The organism is Pantoea coffeiphila, assembly GCF_016909495.1.
In the GTDB taxonomy this organism is placed as follows: domain Bacteria; phylum Pseudomonadota; class Gammaproteobacteria; order Enterobacterales; family Enterobacteriaceae; genus Erwinia; species Erwinia coffeiphila.
The window spans coordinates 423,468-440,071 of sequence record NZ_JAFBFW010000005.1 but is presented as its reverse complement, the minus strand read 5'-3'; the positions used below and the strand labels follow the sequence as shown (position 1 = coordinate 440,071).

The window sequence follows — 16,604 nt, the reverse complement described above, 5'->3', positions numbered from 1 at the left end:
GAGCCTGTCTCTTTGCGTTCTGTCGTTTAAAACACAAAGAGACAGGCTCGTCGTTTATACCCTGCGTCCCTGGTGCTGGCGCTGTGTTAGCCGTTACGCCAATGGTTTCGGGTATAGTGCCGCGTTATAGTTACGCGTTTTACTTACGTTATTCCTTACGTTGCTGTAGACGTCGCAGGGAACGCTCTCTACGGCTCTGCTCCCGACTTCTGTCCAGCAATATTTCCTCGATAAACGCCAGGTGGCGGTGTGAGGCTTCACGGGCCTGTTCCGGCTCGCGTGCCACAATCGCCTGAAAAATACTGGCGCGATGTTCACTCACTTTCACCAGCATCTCCCGACGCGAGTAGAGCAACTCGAAGTTCTGTCTTACGTTCTGTTCCAGCATCGGACCCATACTGCGCAGCAAATGCAGCAGCACCACATTATGCGCGGCTTCTGTGACAGCAATCTGATACTGCATCACCGCGTCGGCTTCTGCGTCCAGATCGCCGCTGTCCTGGGCGGTCTGAATCTGCAGATGGCAGTGCTGAATACGTGCAATATCGTCGTCGGTCCCGCGAAGCGCGGCATAATAGGCGGCAATCCCTTCCAGCGCATGACGCGTTTCCAGCAGGTCGAACTGGGATTCAGGATGGCCGGCAAGCAGTTCGATGAGCGGATCGCTCAGGCTTTGCCACAGGGTTTTCTGGACGAAGGTGCCACCGCCCTGACGGCGAAGTAGCAGACCTTTTGCTTCCAGACGCTGGATTGCTTCTCGTAGGGAAGGACGGGAGACATCAAACTGCACGGCCAGCTCGCGCTCGGGCAGTAATTTCTCTCCGGGACGCAGCGTCCCTTCCATAATCAGGGACTCAAGCTGCTGCTCGATGGCGTCAGAGAGCTTTGGTTGGCGGATCTTACTGTAGGCCATTATCCCTTCTTCTACGATGTGCCAGAGTTAATTGGTAATACCAATTTAAAAAAGGTGCCCGTAAAGTAACAAAGTATTCACCTGATGTCTATATGACAACCCGGCGAAACCAGACCCCCGTCTCGTTCCTGGCAAGGGGTAAGCGGAATTTTTCGGGCGCACTCGAATGCATAATAAATGTTAATTTTTAAAACTTTTTTGAAACACGGCAGCAGCTTAGTTGAATTGCACCCCACTAAAAGCACCAAATGCGATGCACGATTTCCCTTATGCTGCTCCCTAAAATCGTTATGCACTCACCCGGTGCGATCGGTGATTTTTTAACCACGCAGGCGCACAGAATGAGAAAGAAAGTGCAAAGCACCCCGCCTACCACTATTCTCTGCGCGACGCCAGATACAACCCGGTTTTCCTTAATCGAGAAGCGTAAATATTTCAGTACGTTATTAGATTTAACCACGCTGGCAGACATAAATAAAAACAAGCATCACGAGGAAGAGTATGGAACATCAGCAGGGCGAGACGCTGCATCGCGGGTTAAAAAACCGCCACATTCAGCTTATCGCATTAGGCGGTGCCGTCGGTACCGGCCTGTTTCTGGGCAGCGCATCGGTTATCAAATCGGCCGGCCCCGCCGTCATTCTGGGCTATGCCATCGCGGGTATCATCGCCTTTCTGATTATGCGTCAGATGGGTGAGATGATTGTTGAAGAGCCGGTAGCAGGCAGCTTCAGCCACTTTGCGCATAAGTACTGGGGACCGTTTGCCGGGCTGGCATCCGGCTGGAACAACTGGGCGCTGTATGTGCTGGTTGCCATGGCCGAACTGACTGCCGTCGGTAAATATATTCAGTTCTGGTATCCCGAGATCCCGACCTGGGTCAGCGCAGCGGTGTTCTTTATATTGATTAACGCCATTAACCTGACCAACGTGAAGGTGTTCGGCGAACTGGAGTTCTGGTTTGCCATTATTAAGGTGGTGGCGGTCGTCGCCATGATTGGTTTCGGCGGCTGGCTGCTGTTCAGCGGCAACGGCGGCCCGCAGGCCACGGTCAGTAACCTGTGGGATCATGGCGGTTTTATGCCGAACGGCCTGCACGGCCTGGTGATGATGATGGCAATCATTATGTTCTCATTCGGCGGGCTGGAAATGATCGGCCTGACCGCTGCGGAAGCCGAGAATCCTGAGAAGAGCATCCCGAAGGCGATCAATCAGGTGCTGTGGCGTATTCTGATCTTCTATATCGGTTCACTGACCGTGCTGCTGTCGCTGATGCCGTGGATTCGTATTTCGGAAGATACCAGTCCGTTCGTGCTGATTTTCCACGAACTGGGTGATGCGTTCGTTGCAAATGCGCTGAATGTGGTGATCCTGACCGCTGCGCTGTCGGTGTATAACAGCTGTGTTTACAGCAACAGCCGCATGCTGTTTGGGCTGGCGCAGCAGGGTAACGCACCGAAGGCGCTGATGAAGGTCGATCGTCGTGGCGTGCCGGTGAATGCCATTCTGATTTCCGCCGCCGCCGCCGCTATCGGCGTACTGATCAACTATCTGATGCCGGGCGAGGCATTCTCTCTGCTGATGTCACTGGTGGTTTCTACATTAATCATTAACTGGGCGATGATCAGTCTGGCACACCTGCGTTTCCGCAAGCGCGCTAACCAGCAAGGGATTGAGCCACGCTTTAAGGCGCTGTTCTATCCATTCGGCAACTGGCTGTGCCTGGCCTTTATGGCCGGTGTGCTGGTAATTATGGCGATGACGCCGGGCATGGCGATTTCCGTGTGGTTGATTCCGGTATGGATTGGCATTCTGGCGATTGGCTATGCGTTCAAGCGCCGTTCGGTGAAGGCGTAAAGTTACATTGATACTCGTCAAGGCCGAGCTGAAATGAAGTTGTCGGAAATAACAGCGGTAGCTCTGAAAGTTTAATGCTGCTGGTTATCTTTGGGATAACGGCGGCGGCGCTGACTGGTCTTATGTTGTTGGTTATCTCTGGGATAACGGCGGCGGCGCTGACTGGTCTTATGTTGTTGGTTATCTCTGGGATAACAGTGATAGCGCTGACTGGCTGCTCCTCCTGCCGGGCGGGTCCTCGCGCCGCTTTGCGGTCCCTTCACTTCGCTCGTCAGCCTGACGGACCGGGACAGACGCGCGTCCTGCGCGGCTGTCCCTTTCGCCCACTTCCCTGTGGGCGAATCCTGGCTTCCTCTCTCCGTTCAGCGCTGCGGATTGCCCGTTCGGCGCAGCAGCCAGTCCGCTTTCTGATATTGGTATTGCCTGATGAACAGGTAAGTCTGGTCACAAGCTTGTTCCCTTTCCCCTCTTCCCTTTAGTGCCGTGGATAGCCCGTTCAGGTCTGCAATCGGTCGCTTACTAATATTAGTATTGCCTGATAAACAGATCGCAGCCGAAAAACACCACCTAATCTAACCAGAAACCCTCCCCTCTCTTTCCGTTACTTACAGCGGGTGATTGAGTCAAAAGGGAACCCGCCTCTCCGGCGGCCGGGCAATCCGCGGCGCTGAGGTGCAGGGAGCGAGGCCTCAGAGGCGGATTCCTGAGCACCTATCCACCAGCCAAGCAACCCCACCGGTCATAAGAGAATGTTATTCGTCATTTGCACCAATTTGTGACAAAACATAGATAGTAAAAAATGAGACAGCACGCTGCTTTTTTAGTCATTTCTGCGAGTGTAGAGCAAAAAGCGAGTGCAAACCTCTGCGCTTAGCACTATTCTCTTCCTGAGGCTACGTTCTGGCTCATATTTACTCACACAACAATCGTAAACTTTTCGATACAGCATGGCGGCAGGGCCTGCTGAAAAGACGAAAAATAATAAAACATCATGAGGTTAGACATGGGACAACAGCAGGGCGAAACGCTGCACCGTGGCCTGAAAAACCGCCACATTCAGCTGATCGCGTTGGGTGGGGCCGTGGGTACCGGCCTGTTTTTGGGAAGTGCGTCTGTTATTCAATCTGCCGGGCCTGGCGTTATTCTGGGTTACGCGATTGCCGGGTTTATCGCATTTTTAATTATGCGCCAGCTGGGAGAGATGGTCGTGGAAGAGCCGGTCGCCGGTTCATTCAGCCACTTTGCCTATAAGTACTGGGGTAACTTCGCCGGTTTTGCCTCCGGCTGGAACTACTGGGTCCTGTACGTGTTGGTAGCCATGGCCGAACTGACGGCCGTCGGTAAATATATTCAATTCTGGTATCCGGACGTGCCTACCTGGATGTCCGCCGCCGCCTTCTTTGTGCTGATCAACGCCATCAACCTGACCAACGTGAAAGTGTTCGGCGAGATGGAGTTCTGGTTTGCCATTATCAAAGTGGTCGCGGTTATCGGCATGATCCTGTTTGGTGGCTGGCTGCTGTTCAGCGGCAACGGCGGCCCGCAGGCTACCGTGCGCAATCTGTGGGATCAGGGCGGCTTCCTGCCGAACGGCTTTAGCGGCCTGGTGATGATGATGGCCATTATCATGTTCTCCTTTGGCGGTCTGGAACTGGTGGGGATCACCGCAGCAGAAGCGGATAATCCGGAAACCAGCATCCCTAAAGCCACTAACCAGGTGCTGTGGCGCATCCTGATCTTCTATATTGGTTCACTGGCCGTATTGCTGTCGCTGCTGCCGTGGACCCGCGTCACCTCTGATACCAGCCCGTTCGTACTGATCTTCCACGAACTGGGTGATGCTCTGGTGGCTAACGCGCTGAATGTCGTAATCCTTACCGCCGCGCTGTCGGTGTATAACAGCTGCGTATACTGCAACAGCCGCATGCTGTTTGGTCTGGCTCAGCAGGGCAACGCACCGAAAGCGCTGCTGAAAGTTGATAGCCGTGGCGTGCCGGTGATTTCGATTTTGTTCTCGGCTATCGCCACTGCGCTTTGCGTACTGTTGAACTATCTGATGCCGGGTGAAGCCTTTGGTCTGCTGATGGCACTGGTGGTTTCTGCGCTGGTGATTAACTGGGCAATGATCAGCATGGCGCACATCAAGTTCCGTCGTAAGAAAGATCAGCAGGGCGTGAAAACCCGCTTCCCGGCGCTGCTATATCCGCTGGGCAACTGGATCTGTCTGCTGTTCCTCGCCGGTATTCTGGTGCTGATGGCAATCACCCCGGGCATGGCCATTTCCGTCTGGCTGATTCCGGTATGGATACTGATTCTGGCTATCGGCTACTGGCTGAAGAATCGCTCTCAGAAAGCATAATCTCTTCAGACAGAACGCAATCAGGCCAGCATATGCTGGCCTGATTTTTTATTACTGCATGACTCCCCGCCGCTCTCGGCCTGGGCTTATACCAACGTACCGTAAATCGTCAGCAATGCGACCACCACCACCAGCACCAGCGATACCTTCTTCGCCAGCGAGACCGCCAAGCGTGGCGTTTCTACCTTATCCATATGCGGATCGCGTGCCAGCGAGAACTGTGCCAGACGGGTGAGCACCTGATACTGCGGCGTATGGCGATCGCCCAGCGAGGCCAGCCAGGCGGGCAGCGCACGCTCGCCGTGGCCCAGCAGCGCGTAAGCGACACCAACCAGCCGAACCGGGATCCAGTCAATCCAGTGCAGCAGTGCATCCACGCCTGACTGGGAACGGGTAAGCGGATCGCGCTGCCGCGCCAGCCAGCTTTGCCAGGCACGCAGGAAGGCATAGCCCACCAGCAGCACCGGCCCCCACGGACCACCGACGACAAACCAGAACAGCGGAGCAAGATAAAATCGGAAGTTAATCCACAGCAGCGCATTCTGTAATTCACCAAGATACTCACGTTCGCTGCACTCACCCGGCACACCGTGGATCAGGGTCAGTTCTTCCGCCATCGCATCATGCGCATGCACATCATTATGGCTGGCAGCACGCAGATAAGCGTGATAGTGAAGGCGAACCGAACCCGCCCCGATGCACAGCAGGCCAACAAGGATCCAAAAAATTAACTGCGGCACGCCGAAAAACCAGCCTTTCAGCGACAGCATCACCACCGCCACGACAGACATCACTACCAGCGTCATCAACAGGGTACGCAGCAGCGAGAAATACTTTACTCTGCGAAAGAATGGCATCAGATGATGATCCAGCTGCCAGTGCTCACCCATTTTGAACAGGCGTTCCCATCCGAGAACCAACAACAGGCTAAATAACGTCATGCCTTAACTCCCATCTTTTTTACCCTGGACTTGCTGCGCCAGAGCGGTGCGGAATCGGGCCCAGTCGAACGCAGGGCCGGGATCGGTTTTACGCTGCGGTGCAATGTCGCTGTGCCCGGTAATATTCAGGGCCATTGCCGGATACTCAGCAATCAGCTGTTCGGTAACGGCCTGCAGAGAACGATACTGCGCATCGGTATAGGGCAACGTATCGGTGCCCTCGAGTTCAATACCGACTGAAAAATCATTACAGGCTTCACGTCCCTGATAGTTTGACACGCCCGCGTGCCATGCGCGTAGCTGAAACGGCACGTATTGCACAACCTCCCCATCACGACGGATCAGGCAATGAGCGGCAACCTGCAGATGGCTGATGCCGGCAAAATAAGGATGAGCATTGGGATCGAGCTGACCGGTAAACAGATCGTCAATCCAGGGGCCGCCGAACTCACCGGGCGGCAGGCTAATATTGTGGATCACCAACAGCGAGGGTTTTTCATCATTCGGTCGCTGGTTAAAATGCGGCGACGGAACTTTTCTGGCCTCGTTAATCCAGCCATCTTGCAACTGCATGCCCTACTCCCCTGTCATCAGAATCTGCTCAGATTAACATGATTTATTTTGGCTCCGGCAAACTTCTCGCCGCACGCTTGTCGCGTAAAAATAATATTTTCATTTTTCTGCATCCGTTTTTCATCGCTGAACGTAGATAGCAATATGAGGCAAATACGCCTTCTCTTACCCGAGGAATTCAGCATGAAAACTGTCATCCGTTCCGCTCTGTGTGCATCTTTACTGTTTAGCGCTGCCGCTCTGGCAGAGATGTCACAAAACACTGTGATGGTGGGAGGGGCAGCCATGTACCCTTCTAAAAATATCGTTGAAAATGCGATGAACTCGAAGGATCACACCACGCTGGTCGCCGCAGTTAAAGCAGCAGGCCTCGTCGATACGCTGCAAGGCCCCGGCCCCTTCACCGTATTTGCCCCGACTAATGCGGCTTTCGCCAAACTGCCTATGGGTACCGTCGATACGCTGCTAAAACCTGAAAATAAAAGCAAACTGACCGCCGTGCTCACCTATCACGTCGTGGCCGGGAAATATGACATGAAGGCGCTGGAGAAAAAGGTCAAACAGGGCCATGGCCGTGCCGAGCTGAAAACCGTTAACGGCGCTTCGCTGTGGGTGATGCAGAATGGCCCACACAACCTGCAGCTGAAAGATAACCAGGGTAATGTCGCCAACATCAGTACCTATGACGTTCAGCAGAAAAATGGCGCAATCGACGTTATTGATACTGTGCTAATGCCATAACGATAAAAAGGGTCTATACCCTGTGCAGGGGGAACGCGTTGTTCACCTCTGCACTTCTATCAGGACGATTCATGGCGGAAGAATCAATCGACAGTCAGGTTTTACTGATTCGGGCAGTGGCAGCCGGTGATAAACGCGCTTTCGAAGCGCTTTACCGCAGCTACTCGCCCTATCTGTTTGCCATCGCGCTACGTCTTCTTCACCGTCGTGGTTGGGCGGAGGAAGTACTGCATGACAGTTTTCTCGCTCTCTGGCAGCGGGCTGGCAGCTTCGATCCGACCCAAAGCGCGCCCAAAACGTGGCTGACCAATATTGTTCGCCATCGTGCGATTGATTATCTGCGTTTGCAGGACAATCGCGTTCTGGAACTGGACGATGAGGGCGATGCGATCGCGGGTGAAGGTACGTGCGATCCCACACCTTCGACATACGAATCACGCAGGCTTTTAACCTGCATGGACGCCCTGCCCGCAGAGCAGCGGCAAAGCATCGTTCTGGCTTATCATCATGGTCTTTCACATGGTGAAATCGCGCTACATCTGCAACAGCCTGCCGGTACCGTCAAAAGCTGGATACGCCGGGCCTTAATGCATTTAAAAGGCTGCGTGGGCATATGAAAAGCAAACACGATTTTGATTCCGCCCTGGCCGCAGAATATGCCCTGGGTACGCTGCGTGGTGCGGCTCGCCTGCGTTTCATGCACCGTATAAAGCAGGACCCCGAACTGGCAGCTGAAGTCCAGCGCTGGCAAAACGCGCTGGTCGCACTGGATAGCGATGTCATCCCCGTTACACCGCCAGAAACACTGTGGCCGCGCATTGTTGGCGATCTGCCCACAGAATCACAACCCGGCACGTTGTCGTCTCCACCTGTCACGCAACCGGTAAAAATACCGCGCAGTACATGGCCTTTATGGCTTGGCTGGGGTCTGGCAGCCTCATTTGCCGGCGCACTGCTTTATACCCAGCTGGTTCCTCCCCCCGTGCCCCCTCAGGCGATTGCCGTTTTGAGCAACAGTCAGCAACAGGGGATCTGGGTTATCGGCATCAACCCGGCGCAAGACAGGCTGACCGTGCAGACGGCGGCACCACCGAACATCGGGCCTGACCACAGTCTGCAACTCTGGCTGATCCCACCAGGCGGCAAGCCGCAGTCATTAGGGCTGTTGGATGTCTCCGGCAACCGTCGGGTGGACCTTGCTCCTCTAAAACCTGATGCCTTACCGGATCTCGCAATCAGTCTGGAGCCGCCGGGCGGTTCACCAACCGGCCAACCTACCGGCCCCGTACTATTCAGCGGTAAAATATCTCTACTGTAGAGGACGGCTGCGACACGGGGGGTACCAGCCGTTCCAAAATGATATCGCGCAGCCGCTCTGCCGCAGGGTTCAGCCGCTCGTCGCCCGTATGCAGCGCTATTCCCAACTTGCCCAGCAATGGCAGCCGTGCATGCTGTAGCACCTGCAGCCCGGCAGGTAGACCAAAACGACTGCGAAGCGTAATACCCAGCCCGGCGGCGGCGGCGGCCCAGATACCGCTCAGGCTACGGCTGGTAAAAGCCACCCGCCAGGGGATCGCCGCCCGGTCAAGGGCATCAATTGCACGGCTTCGCATCATGCAGGGCGCATCAAACAGAAGTAGCGGCAGCGTCTCCTCTCCTGTCAGCCAGCGCGCCAGATCGGCATCAGAACGTCCAATCCAGTGAAGCGGTGCGGCAGGCAGTGCCTGCATAAACCGCGTATTTTCGTCACCCTGCCAGCACAGCGCCAGATCAAGCTCTCCCTGACGCATCGCCTGCACAAGTTCACCATTGCGACCAATACTTGCTGAGACTTCAACCTGTGGAAAAGCACGGGCAAACTGCCCCAGCAAGTCTGGCAAGAGCGACTCACCAAAGTCCTCCTGCATTCCCAGGCTTACGCTGCCTGCCAGATGACGACCACAGAGCACGCTGAAAGCTTCGTCATTGAGGGCAAGCAGGCGGCGACCATATGCCATTAGCAATTCACCATTAGCAGTGAGTTCCAGTCGACGTCCGGACTTTTGCAGCAGCGGCAGGCCACTTTGCTGTTCCAGCTTTTTCAACTGGGCGCTGACCGCTGACGTTGAGCGATTAAGTTTTACGGCGGCCAGCGCAAAGCTGCCCAGCTCAATACCGGTTACCAGAGTGCGCAGCGCTTCAAGGTCAAAAGTCACACGTTTATTCTGAGACATAACCATCCTGATTTTCGGGATTATCAATCCAAATATATGCGATTTTATAAACAATTACTTCCCTCTATTCTGGCATTCACTCATCAACATCCACAGGGAGTTAAGATGCCTCACTCACTTACCCGCGACGATCTGGCAGAAATTGCCCCCCATTTTGCTGCGATTACAAATGAAACTTTGTTTGGCGCTATCTGGCAGCGCAGCGAGCTGAGCAGGCGCGATCGCAGCCTGATTACCGTTGCTGCATTGATTGCCGCAGGCCGCCATCAGCAGCTGCCGTGGCACCTGAATTTTGCCCAGGAAAATGGCCTCACCCACGCCGAACTGACGGAAGTTATCACCCATCTGGCGTTTTATTGCGGCTGGCCCGCCGCAGTCACCGCACTCGGTCATTTACATTTTCCGGAGGAGTAAACCATGCCTTTTACTCGTATCGCTCTGCCTGCTGGAAAAACCGCGGAGTTCCGGCAGGCCCTTTCAGCCCTTTTACATCAGACGCTGGTCGATTTCTTCGATGTGCCGCAGGATGACTGCTTCCAGCTGTTTGATGAATATGCCCCCGGGCTGCGTGTTTTCCCTCGTCACTATCTTGGCGGACCGCGTTCAGAGGGATTTATCTGGTTTCATATCACCGCAGGCCGGCCACGCAGCGTGGAACAGAAACAGCGCTTCTATCAGCATCTTGCCCGGCGGCTCTCTGCCGAACTGGCGGTGCGCCCGGAAGATGTGATGATCACATTAAGTTTCAGCCAGCCTGAAGACTGGTCATTTGCCAACGGAAATCCGTTCAACTGGCCGCAGGAGCAGCCGCTATGATCGCCATGCAATATCGCTTTCGTCTGCCCACCGACTACGACATGACGATTATTGAAAATCGCGTGCGGGAAAACGGACACCTGCTGGATAACTTTCCCGGCCTGGTTATCAAAGCCTGGTGCTATGCCTGCAGTAGAGATCCGCATACCGCCAGTGAACCACTCTACGCGCCGTTCTATTTGTGGCAGGACAGCGCTGGCATGGCCGTTTTTTTACAAAGCAACAGTTTTAAAAAACTGATTTCTGACTTCGGCAGGCCCGCTATCGACTGCTGGCCGGTGTTGGGCTTCCGCCCGGGTAGCACTTTGCAACGGTCCGCCTTTGCCCGACGTGAGATCGTGCCCATTGCTGTAGACAGCGATTTAAGCCAAATCAGCAACCTCCCCGAACCAGCAGCCGGTATCACCCGCATCCTTGCCTGGGATGTACAGCAGTGGCGGCGGCTCTGCTTTGAGCTAAGCGAAATGCCGTTTGGCGATGCCCCGAGTACAGAGCGCTATCGCGTTGGGCATATCTCCCTCTCTACTCGGTAGCCAGCCGGGTTAACGCCAGAATAGAGCGGATACCGGTGTTTCTGGTACCGGAGTCGATAAGAAAATGTCGGATAACAGGCCCCACCGATGGCTGACAAACGGGGGAAAAACAGGCTAGCATGGCAATATCTGTTACCCGACCTTTCGGAGTTAAATCATGACATCCCGCCGTTACGATCCTGATAACCGCCGTATCGAGTTGATGGAGCGTATTGAGGACGATATTCCCCCTGCCGTCGCCCAGGCGCTGCGTGAAGACCTTGGTGGCGAAGTCGATCCCTGCAAAGACATCACTGCTGGCCTGCTGCCAGAGGATACCCAGGCTCACGCGGTGGTGATCACCCGTGAACCTGGGATCTTCTGCGGCAAACGTTGGGTTGAAGAGGTGTTTATCCAGCTGGGGAATAAAACGCAAATTACCTGGCACGTTGCCGATGGGGATGCGATTACCACCAACCAGACGCTGTTTGAGGTTAGCGGCCCGGCCCAGCTGATCCTGACGGCGGAACGCACAGCGCTGAACTTTGTTCAAACGCTTTCCGGTGTGGCAACGGAGGTTAGCCGCTATGTTGCCCTGCTGGAAGGCACACACACTCAGCTGCTGGACACACGAAAGACGCTGCCGGGACTGCGCACAGCGCTGAAGTATGCCGTGCTGTGCGGAGGTGGTGCTAACCATCGACTTGGCCTGTCCGATGCTTTCCTGATTAAAGAGAACCACATCATCGCCTGTGGTTCGATTGCCAAAGCGGTTGAAAAAGCATTCTGGCTGCACCCGGACGTGCCGGTTGAAGTTGAAGTCGAGTCCCTGGACGAACTGGAACAGGCGTTGAATGCTGGCGCAGACATTATCATGCTGGATAATTTCAGCGTTGAGCAGATGCGCGCAGCCGTCACTCTGAGCAATAACCGATCGTTGCTGGAAGTGTCTGGCAACGTCACCGATGAAACGCTGCGGACCTTTGCCGAAACCGGGGTCAACTATATTTCTGTTGGCGCACTGACCAAGCACGTGCGGGCACTGGATCTGTCGATGCGTTTTCGTTAAGCCTCTGCCGCTTTCCATATACCTCCCACGGTCAGCCTTTTGTGCTGACCTTTTTTATCCCTGAAATCCCTTTAACTGGTGCCCTCCGGCCTGAAATACATAGCCGGGAGTGGCGAAAGATACGCCGTGCGCCTGTCCCTCAAAAGCCCTTAAGAGGCAAAATGCGGCACTTGCCGCAAACCTTTTATGCAACAAAGCTACCCCGTTTAATTGTTTTGAATCAGCCTCTGAATTGCCTGCTTTGCCGCTATTCCACGTTTTTATTCAGGATTATGGTGCCTCCTGTTAACCACAAGGAGACTTACCATGAGCCAGCAGGGATTTACGTTGATTGAATTGATGATCGTTATTGCCATTGTCGCCATATTGAGTGCGATTGGCCTGCCCGCATACCAGAACTACCTGCAGAAGGCTGCACTGACAGACATGCTGCAAACGGCTATGCCGTATAAAACCGGTGTTGAGCTATGTGCGATTGAGCACGGCGGCATTACCGGCTGTGATGCTGGCAGTCAGGGTGTGCCTTCAACGCGAACTTCGCGCTACGTTTCTGCGATAACGGTAAGCGCAGGCATTATCTCGCTCACCGGTCAGGAAAGCCTGAAAGGGTTGAACGTGACATTAACACCACAGTGGGACAGCAGCGACGGCTATCTCAGCTGGCAGCGTAGCTGCACCAGCGACAGCAGTGGATTAAAAGAAGCCTGTGAGGACCTGTTCCGCTTTGAACAGGAGCAGAAACAATGATTAGCGCCAGCCAGCGTGCCGTTGAAGCCATCTGCGAGCGCTATCAGGCCGCAATCGTTGAGTTCAGCCACCAGCGCCTGCACATTGCGCTGTCCGGTACGCCACCGCACGAGATGATGACGGAGCTGCGTTTTCTCACACCTGGCGTAATCGACGTGGAATGCTGGCCGCAGGCACGGCTCGAGCAATATTTACACCGTAATCAGGGACCCCAGGAAGGGGCAGAACGCCCTGATGAGGCAGGCGCTGGCGCAATAGACAGAGTTAACCAACTGCTGAGTATGGCACTGCAAAAACGCGCCTCCGATGTGCATATTGAACCCCAGGAGCACGGTCTGCGGATCAGGATAAGGGTGGACGGCGTTTTACAGCAGGCAATGGTTCTCAGTGAGGGCAGCGCGCCGCTAATCGCCCGGCTTAAAATACTTGCCAGTCTGGATATCGCTGAACGGCGAGTCCCGCAGGATGGCCAGTTTTCGCTGGTGCTTGCCGATAAAACCGAGTCTTTCCGGTTATCGACCCTGCCCACGCGCTGCGGCGAAAAAGCAGTAATACGGCTACTGCAAAGTGATGAACAGGCAATATCACTGGAAAAACTCGGCATGCCTGCGACGTTGCTAAAACACTACCGTAGCGCGCTCTCTAAACCACAGGGGTTAATTTTGGTGACCGGCCCTACCGGCAGCGGCAAGACGTTTACGCTTTACAGCGGCCTGAGCTGGCTTAATGCACCCAGCCGCAATCTGTGCAGCGTAGAGGACCCTGTAGAGATCCCGCTTGCGGGAGTCAATCAGACCCAGATCCACACGCGTTCCGGGCTGAGTTTCAATCTTGTGCTGAGGGCGCTGCTTCGCCAGGACCCGGACGTGATTATGCTGGGGGAAATCCGCGACGCTGAAACGGCTGAAATAGCCGTCAAGGCCGCGCAAACCGGGCATCTGGTGCTCTCTACCCTGCACACTAACTCCACCACGGAAACGCTGGTTCGCATGGGGCAGATGGGTGTTCCGGGTTATATGCTGGCCTCCGCACTCAAACTGATCGTTGCGCAGCGCCTGGTGAGGAAGCTCTGTTCGCACTGCCGCGAGCCAGCGGAAGCACTGGCGCATTTTCCCAGCGATATCTGGCCGGGAACGGTGCAGAACTGGCGAGCCGTTGGGTGTGAACGTTGCTTTTCGGGATATTACGGTCGGCTGGCGCTGTTTGAGATGCTGCCCGTTTTTCCATCACTGCAAAATGCCCTTGCACAGAATGCCAGTCCGGAAACACTGGCAAAGTTAGCTCTCCAACAGGGTATGGAACCTTTATTCACCGGCGGGCTGCACTGCGTTAATAGAGGAGAGACAACACTCGAAGAGCTGACGCGAGTGACCGGAGGACCGGGATGAGCAGGCGCTATTTATTTCGCTGGCAGGCGATCGACGATAATGGTGCTATTCACAGCGGCTGCGGCTTTGCGCCAGATTCTGCCAGGGTCGTTGATGAAATCGTCGGTATGAAACAGCTACCGTTAAAAATTTCCCGCGGTCGCCGCTACCGTGCTGGTGACTGGCGGTGGCAACATAAAATCGCCTTCATCCGTCAACTTGCAACGCTGTTAAAAGCGGGAATGCCACTGGTCAGTGGGCTTCAGCTGCTCGCTGAAGGCCATCCCGATTCAGGCTGGCGGGCACTCCTGCTAAACCTGCAGGAGAAGATAACGCACGGCGAGCCATTTTCATCAGCACTACGGGAGTGGCCAGAAGTGTTCTCGCCACTTTATCCTGCACTGATTCATATCGGTGAACTCACAGGCGAGCTGGATGAATGCTGCCTGCGGCTTGCACAGCAGCAGGAACGGCAGCAGCTGTTGCAGCAGAAAGTGAAGAAAGCGCTGCGCTATCCGCTGTTTATTCTGGCCGTCGCGCTACTGGTGAGCATCGGCATGCTGATTTTTGTACTGCCGGAATTTGTCGCGATCTATCAGACTTTTGATGCGCCACTGCCTGCCTTTACCGCGGCGGTGATTGCCTTTTCAGAATGGTTACAGCAGCAGGCACCACTGCTGATAGTGCCGGTCATCGCTGCCGGCATGTTCTATCGCAGGCAGCGTAAAAACATCCCGAACTGGCAAAGAGTTGAACAAAGGCTTCTGCTGAAGACTCCGTTATTATCACCGCTTTATCGGGGCAGCCAGCTCAGCCAGATTTACACGACCCTGGCGCTGACTCAGCACGCGGGTCTGACTTTATTGCAAAGCCTACAGGCGGTGGAGAAAACCGTCAGCGCATTACTCTGGCAGGAAGCCATCGTTAAGCTTCAGCAGCATATTGCCGCAGGTAATCCTTTGCACCAGGCGCTGAAACCACACAGTCTGTTTACGCCTCTGTGCTACCAGCTTATCAAGGTGGGTGAAGAGTCTGGATCGCTGGACGCGATGCTGACCCGACTTGCCAGCTGGCATGAGGCCGAGACACACCAGTTGGCCGATACGCTTGCTGCAGCACTGGAACCGATGATGATGGTGGTGATTGGTATTATCGTAGGAACGTTGGTGGTGGCAATGTATCTGCCGGTATTTCGCCTTGGGGATGCGCTGGGCTGAACCTCCCTTTTCAATCAACGCAGGGAGGTTCAACAGCGGCCGTTAGCGGTTAAAAACGCGGTTTTCCTGCTCGGCAACGCGAATAAACGTTGTGCGTTTGGTCAGCTCTTTCAGTCGTTCCGCACCAACGTAGGTGCAAGCCGAGCGTAAGCCACCCAGTATGTCACGGGCAGTCAGTTCAACCGGGCCACGCAGCGGCAGTTTAACGGTTTTACCTTCTGCTGCACGATACTGCGCTACGCCGCCGACGTGGCGTTTCATCGCAGACTCAGAACTCATGCCGTAAAACAGCATAAACTGCTCGCCGTTCTCTTCAATGATTTCGCCCTCGCACTCATCGTGAGCGGCAAGCATCCCGCCCAGCATGACGAAGTCCGCGCCACCGCCAAAAGCTTTAGCAACATCGCCCGGTACGGAACAGCCACCATCGCTGACGATCTGACCGCCAAGGCCGTGTGCGGCATCGGCGCACTCAATAACGGCGGAAAGCTGCGGATAACCGACGCCGGTTTTTACCCGCGTAGTGCAGACTGAACCCGGCCCGATGCCAACTTTTACAATATCGGCACCGGAAAGGATAAGTTCTTCCACCATTTCACCGGTTACCACATTTCCGGCACAGATCGTTTTGCCAGGGCAGGCTTCTCGCGCCCGTTTAAGAAACGTAACAAAATGCTCTGAATAACCGTTGGCAACATCAATACAGATGAAGTTCAAATGCGGCGAAAGTGCGAGAATTTTCTGCAGTTTATTGAAGTCCTCAGCAGAGGTACCGGTTGAAACCATGACATGTTGCAGCACAGACTGCGGCACCCGGGCGATAAACTGGCTCCACTGCTCAACGCTGTAATGCTTGTGTACCGCGGTGAGAACATCGAAAGAAGCCAGCGCCTCCGCCATGCTGAAGGTACCAACGGTATCCATATTGGCGGCGATAATCGGTACACCTGACCAGGCAATACCCGAATGCTTGAAGGTAAACTGACGTTCCAGTTCCACCTGAGAACGGCTTTGTAGCGTTGAACGCTTAGGCCGAATGAGGACATCTTTGAAGCCTAACTTGATATCTTCTTCAATACGCATAACGATTTTCCTGGTTTATGGCGTTGATTCAGAAACGTCCCCTTTCAGGGGAGATCTCCGATCACAGGCTGAATGCCAGTTCCAGTGACGTTATCATACGCGCTAAAAACGCGTCGACAAGACTGCGAAACATGAAATATTTACGCTACAATCCCATAAATTTACCTGTAAATATCTCTTGTGATCTGTGCCTCAT

At 54.6% G+C, this 16,604-nt stretch carries 17 protein-coding genes; 12 read left to right on the top strand and 5 right to left on the bottom strand.

The annotated features are described in order from the left end of the window. Positions 1-148 precede the first annotated feature (148 nt). Positions 149-913, bottom strand: coding sequence for a pyruvate dehydrogenase complex transcriptional repressor PdhR (gene pdhR / locus JOE09_RS18275; protein WP_105595383.1), 765 nt, complete (start codon positions 911-913; stop codon positions 149-151). A gap of 501 nt (positions 914-1,414) precedes the next feature. On the opposite strand from pdhR, the gene aroP (JOE09_RS18270) reads away from it, so the two are divergent. After that, positions 1,415-2,770 carry an aromatic amino acid transporter AroP gene (gene aroP, locus JOE09_RS18270; protein WP_205066735.1) on the top strand — a complete coding sequence of 452 codons (1,356 nt, stop codon included), beginning with the start codon at positions 1,415-1,417 and terminating at the stop codon, positions 2,768-2,770. A gap of 1,003 nt (positions 2,771-3,773) precedes the next feature. Beyond that, positions 3,774-5,129 carry an aromatic amino acid transporter AroP gene (aroP, locus tag JOE09_RS18265; protein ID WP_205066734.1) on the top strand — a complete coding sequence of 452 codons (1,356 nt, stop codon included), beginning with the start codon at positions 3,774-3,776 and terminating at the stop codon, positions 5,127-5,129. Positions 5,130-5,215: 86 nt separating this feature from the next. Here aroP (JOE09_RS18265) and ampE read toward each other — a convergent pair whose 3' ends face one another. Continuing rightward, complete coding sequence (gene ampE, locus JOE09_RS18260) at positions 5,216-6,070, bottom strand: beta-lactamase regulator AmpE (RefSeq protein ID WP_205066733.1); 855 nt, start codon at positions 6,068-6,070, stop codon at positions 5,216-5,218. Positions 6,071-6,073: 3 nt separating this feature from the next. Next, entirely contained in the window at positions 6,074-6,643 is a 570-nt protein-coding gene (gene ampD, locus JOE09_RS18255) for a 1,6-anhydro-N-acetylmuramyl-L-alanine amidase AmpD (RefSeq protein ID WP_105595379.1), read from the bottom strand. A 183-nt stretch (positions 6,644-6,826) separates the two neighbouring features. Between ampD and JOE09_RS18250 the strand changes: the two genes are divergently transcribed. The 3 genes from JOE09_RS18250 to JOE09_RS18240 all read left to right on the top strand — a co-directional run bounded on the left by JOE09_RS18250 (position 6,827) and on the right by JOE09_RS18240 (position 8,702). Beyond that, positions 6,827-7,384 (top strand): fasciclin domain-containing protein, encoded by a 558-nt coding sequence (locus JOE09_RS18250; protein WP_205066732.1) that lies wholly within the window; start codon positions 6,827-6,829, stop codon positions 7,382-7,384. Between the two features lie 71 nt (positions 7,385-7,455). Further along, positions 7,456-8,001 carry an RNA polymerase sigma factor gene (locus tag JOE09_RS18245; protein ID WP_205066731.1) on the top strand — a complete coding sequence of 182 codons (546 nt, stop codon included), beginning with the start codon at positions 7,456-7,458 and terminating at the stop codon, positions 7,999-8,001. Continuing rightward, positions 7,998-8,702, top strand: a complete 705-nt coding sequence (locus JOE09_RS18240; RefSeq protein ID WP_205066730.1) for an anti-sigma factor — start codon at positions 7,998-8,000, stop codon at positions 8,700-8,702. Before JOE09_RS18245 ends, JOE09_RS18240 begins: the two co-directional genes overlap by 4 nt. Here the strand turns inward: JOE09_RS18240 and JOE09_RS18235 are convergent. Next, a complete protein-coding gene (locus tag JOE09_RS18235; protein WP_205066729.1) occupies positions 8,677-9,597 on the bottom strand; it encodes a LysR substrate-binding domain-containing protein in 921 nt (306 codons plus the stop codon). The genes JOE09_RS18240 and JOE09_RS18235 overlap by 26 nt on opposite strands. A gap of 105 nt (positions 9,598-9,702) precedes the next feature. Between JOE09_RS18235 and JOE09_RS18230 the strand changes: the two genes are divergently transcribed. From JOE09_RS18230 to hofC, 7 genes are all read left to right on the top strand, one after another. Beyond that, entirely contained in the window at positions 9,703-10,011 is a 309-nt protein-coding gene (locus JOE09_RS18230; protein ID WP_205066728.1) for a carboxymuconolactone decarboxylase family protein, read from the top strand. Between the two features lie 3 nt (positions 10,012-10,014). Next, entirely contained in the window at positions 10,015-10,413 is a 399-nt protein-coding gene (locus JOE09_RS18225) for a tautomerase family protein (RefSeq protein WP_205066727.1), read from the top strand. Further along, positions 10,410-10,946, top strand: coding sequence for a DUF4865 family protein (locus JOE09_RS18220; RefSeq protein ID WP_205066726.1), 537 nt, complete (start codon positions 10,410-10,412; stop codon positions 10,944-10,946). Before JOE09_RS18225 ends, JOE09_RS18220 begins: the two co-directional genes overlap by 4 nt. A gap of 157 nt (positions 10,947-11,103) precedes the next feature. Then, positions 11,104-11,994, top strand: coding sequence for a carboxylating nicotinate-nucleotide diphosphorylase (nadC, locus tag JOE09_RS18215; protein ID WP_205066725.1), 891 nt, complete (start codon positions 11,104-11,106; stop codon positions 11,992-11,994). Between the two features lie 306 nt (positions 11,995-12,300). After that, positions 12,301-12,741 carry a prepilin peptidase-dependent pilin gene (gene ppdD, locus JOE09_RS18210; RefSeq protein ID WP_105595371.1) on the top strand — a complete coding sequence of 147 codons (441 nt, stop codon included), beginning with the start codon at positions 12,301-12,303 and terminating at the stop codon, positions 12,739-12,741. After that, positions 12,738-14,129: a type II secretion system protein GspE gene (gene gspE, locus JOE09_RS18205; protein ID WP_205066724.1), complete on the top strand. Its 1,392-nt coding sequence runs from the start codon at positions 12,738-12,740 to the stop codon at positions 14,127-14,129. The genes ppdD and gspE overlap by 4 nt, the downstream gene beginning before the upstream one ends. Further along, positions 14,126-15,325, top strand: a complete 1,200-nt coding sequence (gene hofC / locus JOE09_RS18200; protein ID WP_205066723.1) for a protein transport protein HofC — start codon at positions 14,126-14,128, stop codon at positions 15,323-15,325. Before gspE ends, hofC begins: the two co-directional genes overlap by 4 nt. A gap of 42 nt (positions 15,326-15,367) precedes the next feature. On the opposite strand, the gene JOE09_RS18195 is transcribed toward hofC, so the two are convergent. Beyond that, a complete protein-coding gene (locus tag JOE09_RS18195; RefSeq protein WP_200563451.1) occupies positions 15,368-16,408 on the bottom strand; it encodes a GMP reductase in 1,041 nt (346 codons plus the stop codon). Positions 16,409-16,604: the final 196 nt, after the last annotated feature.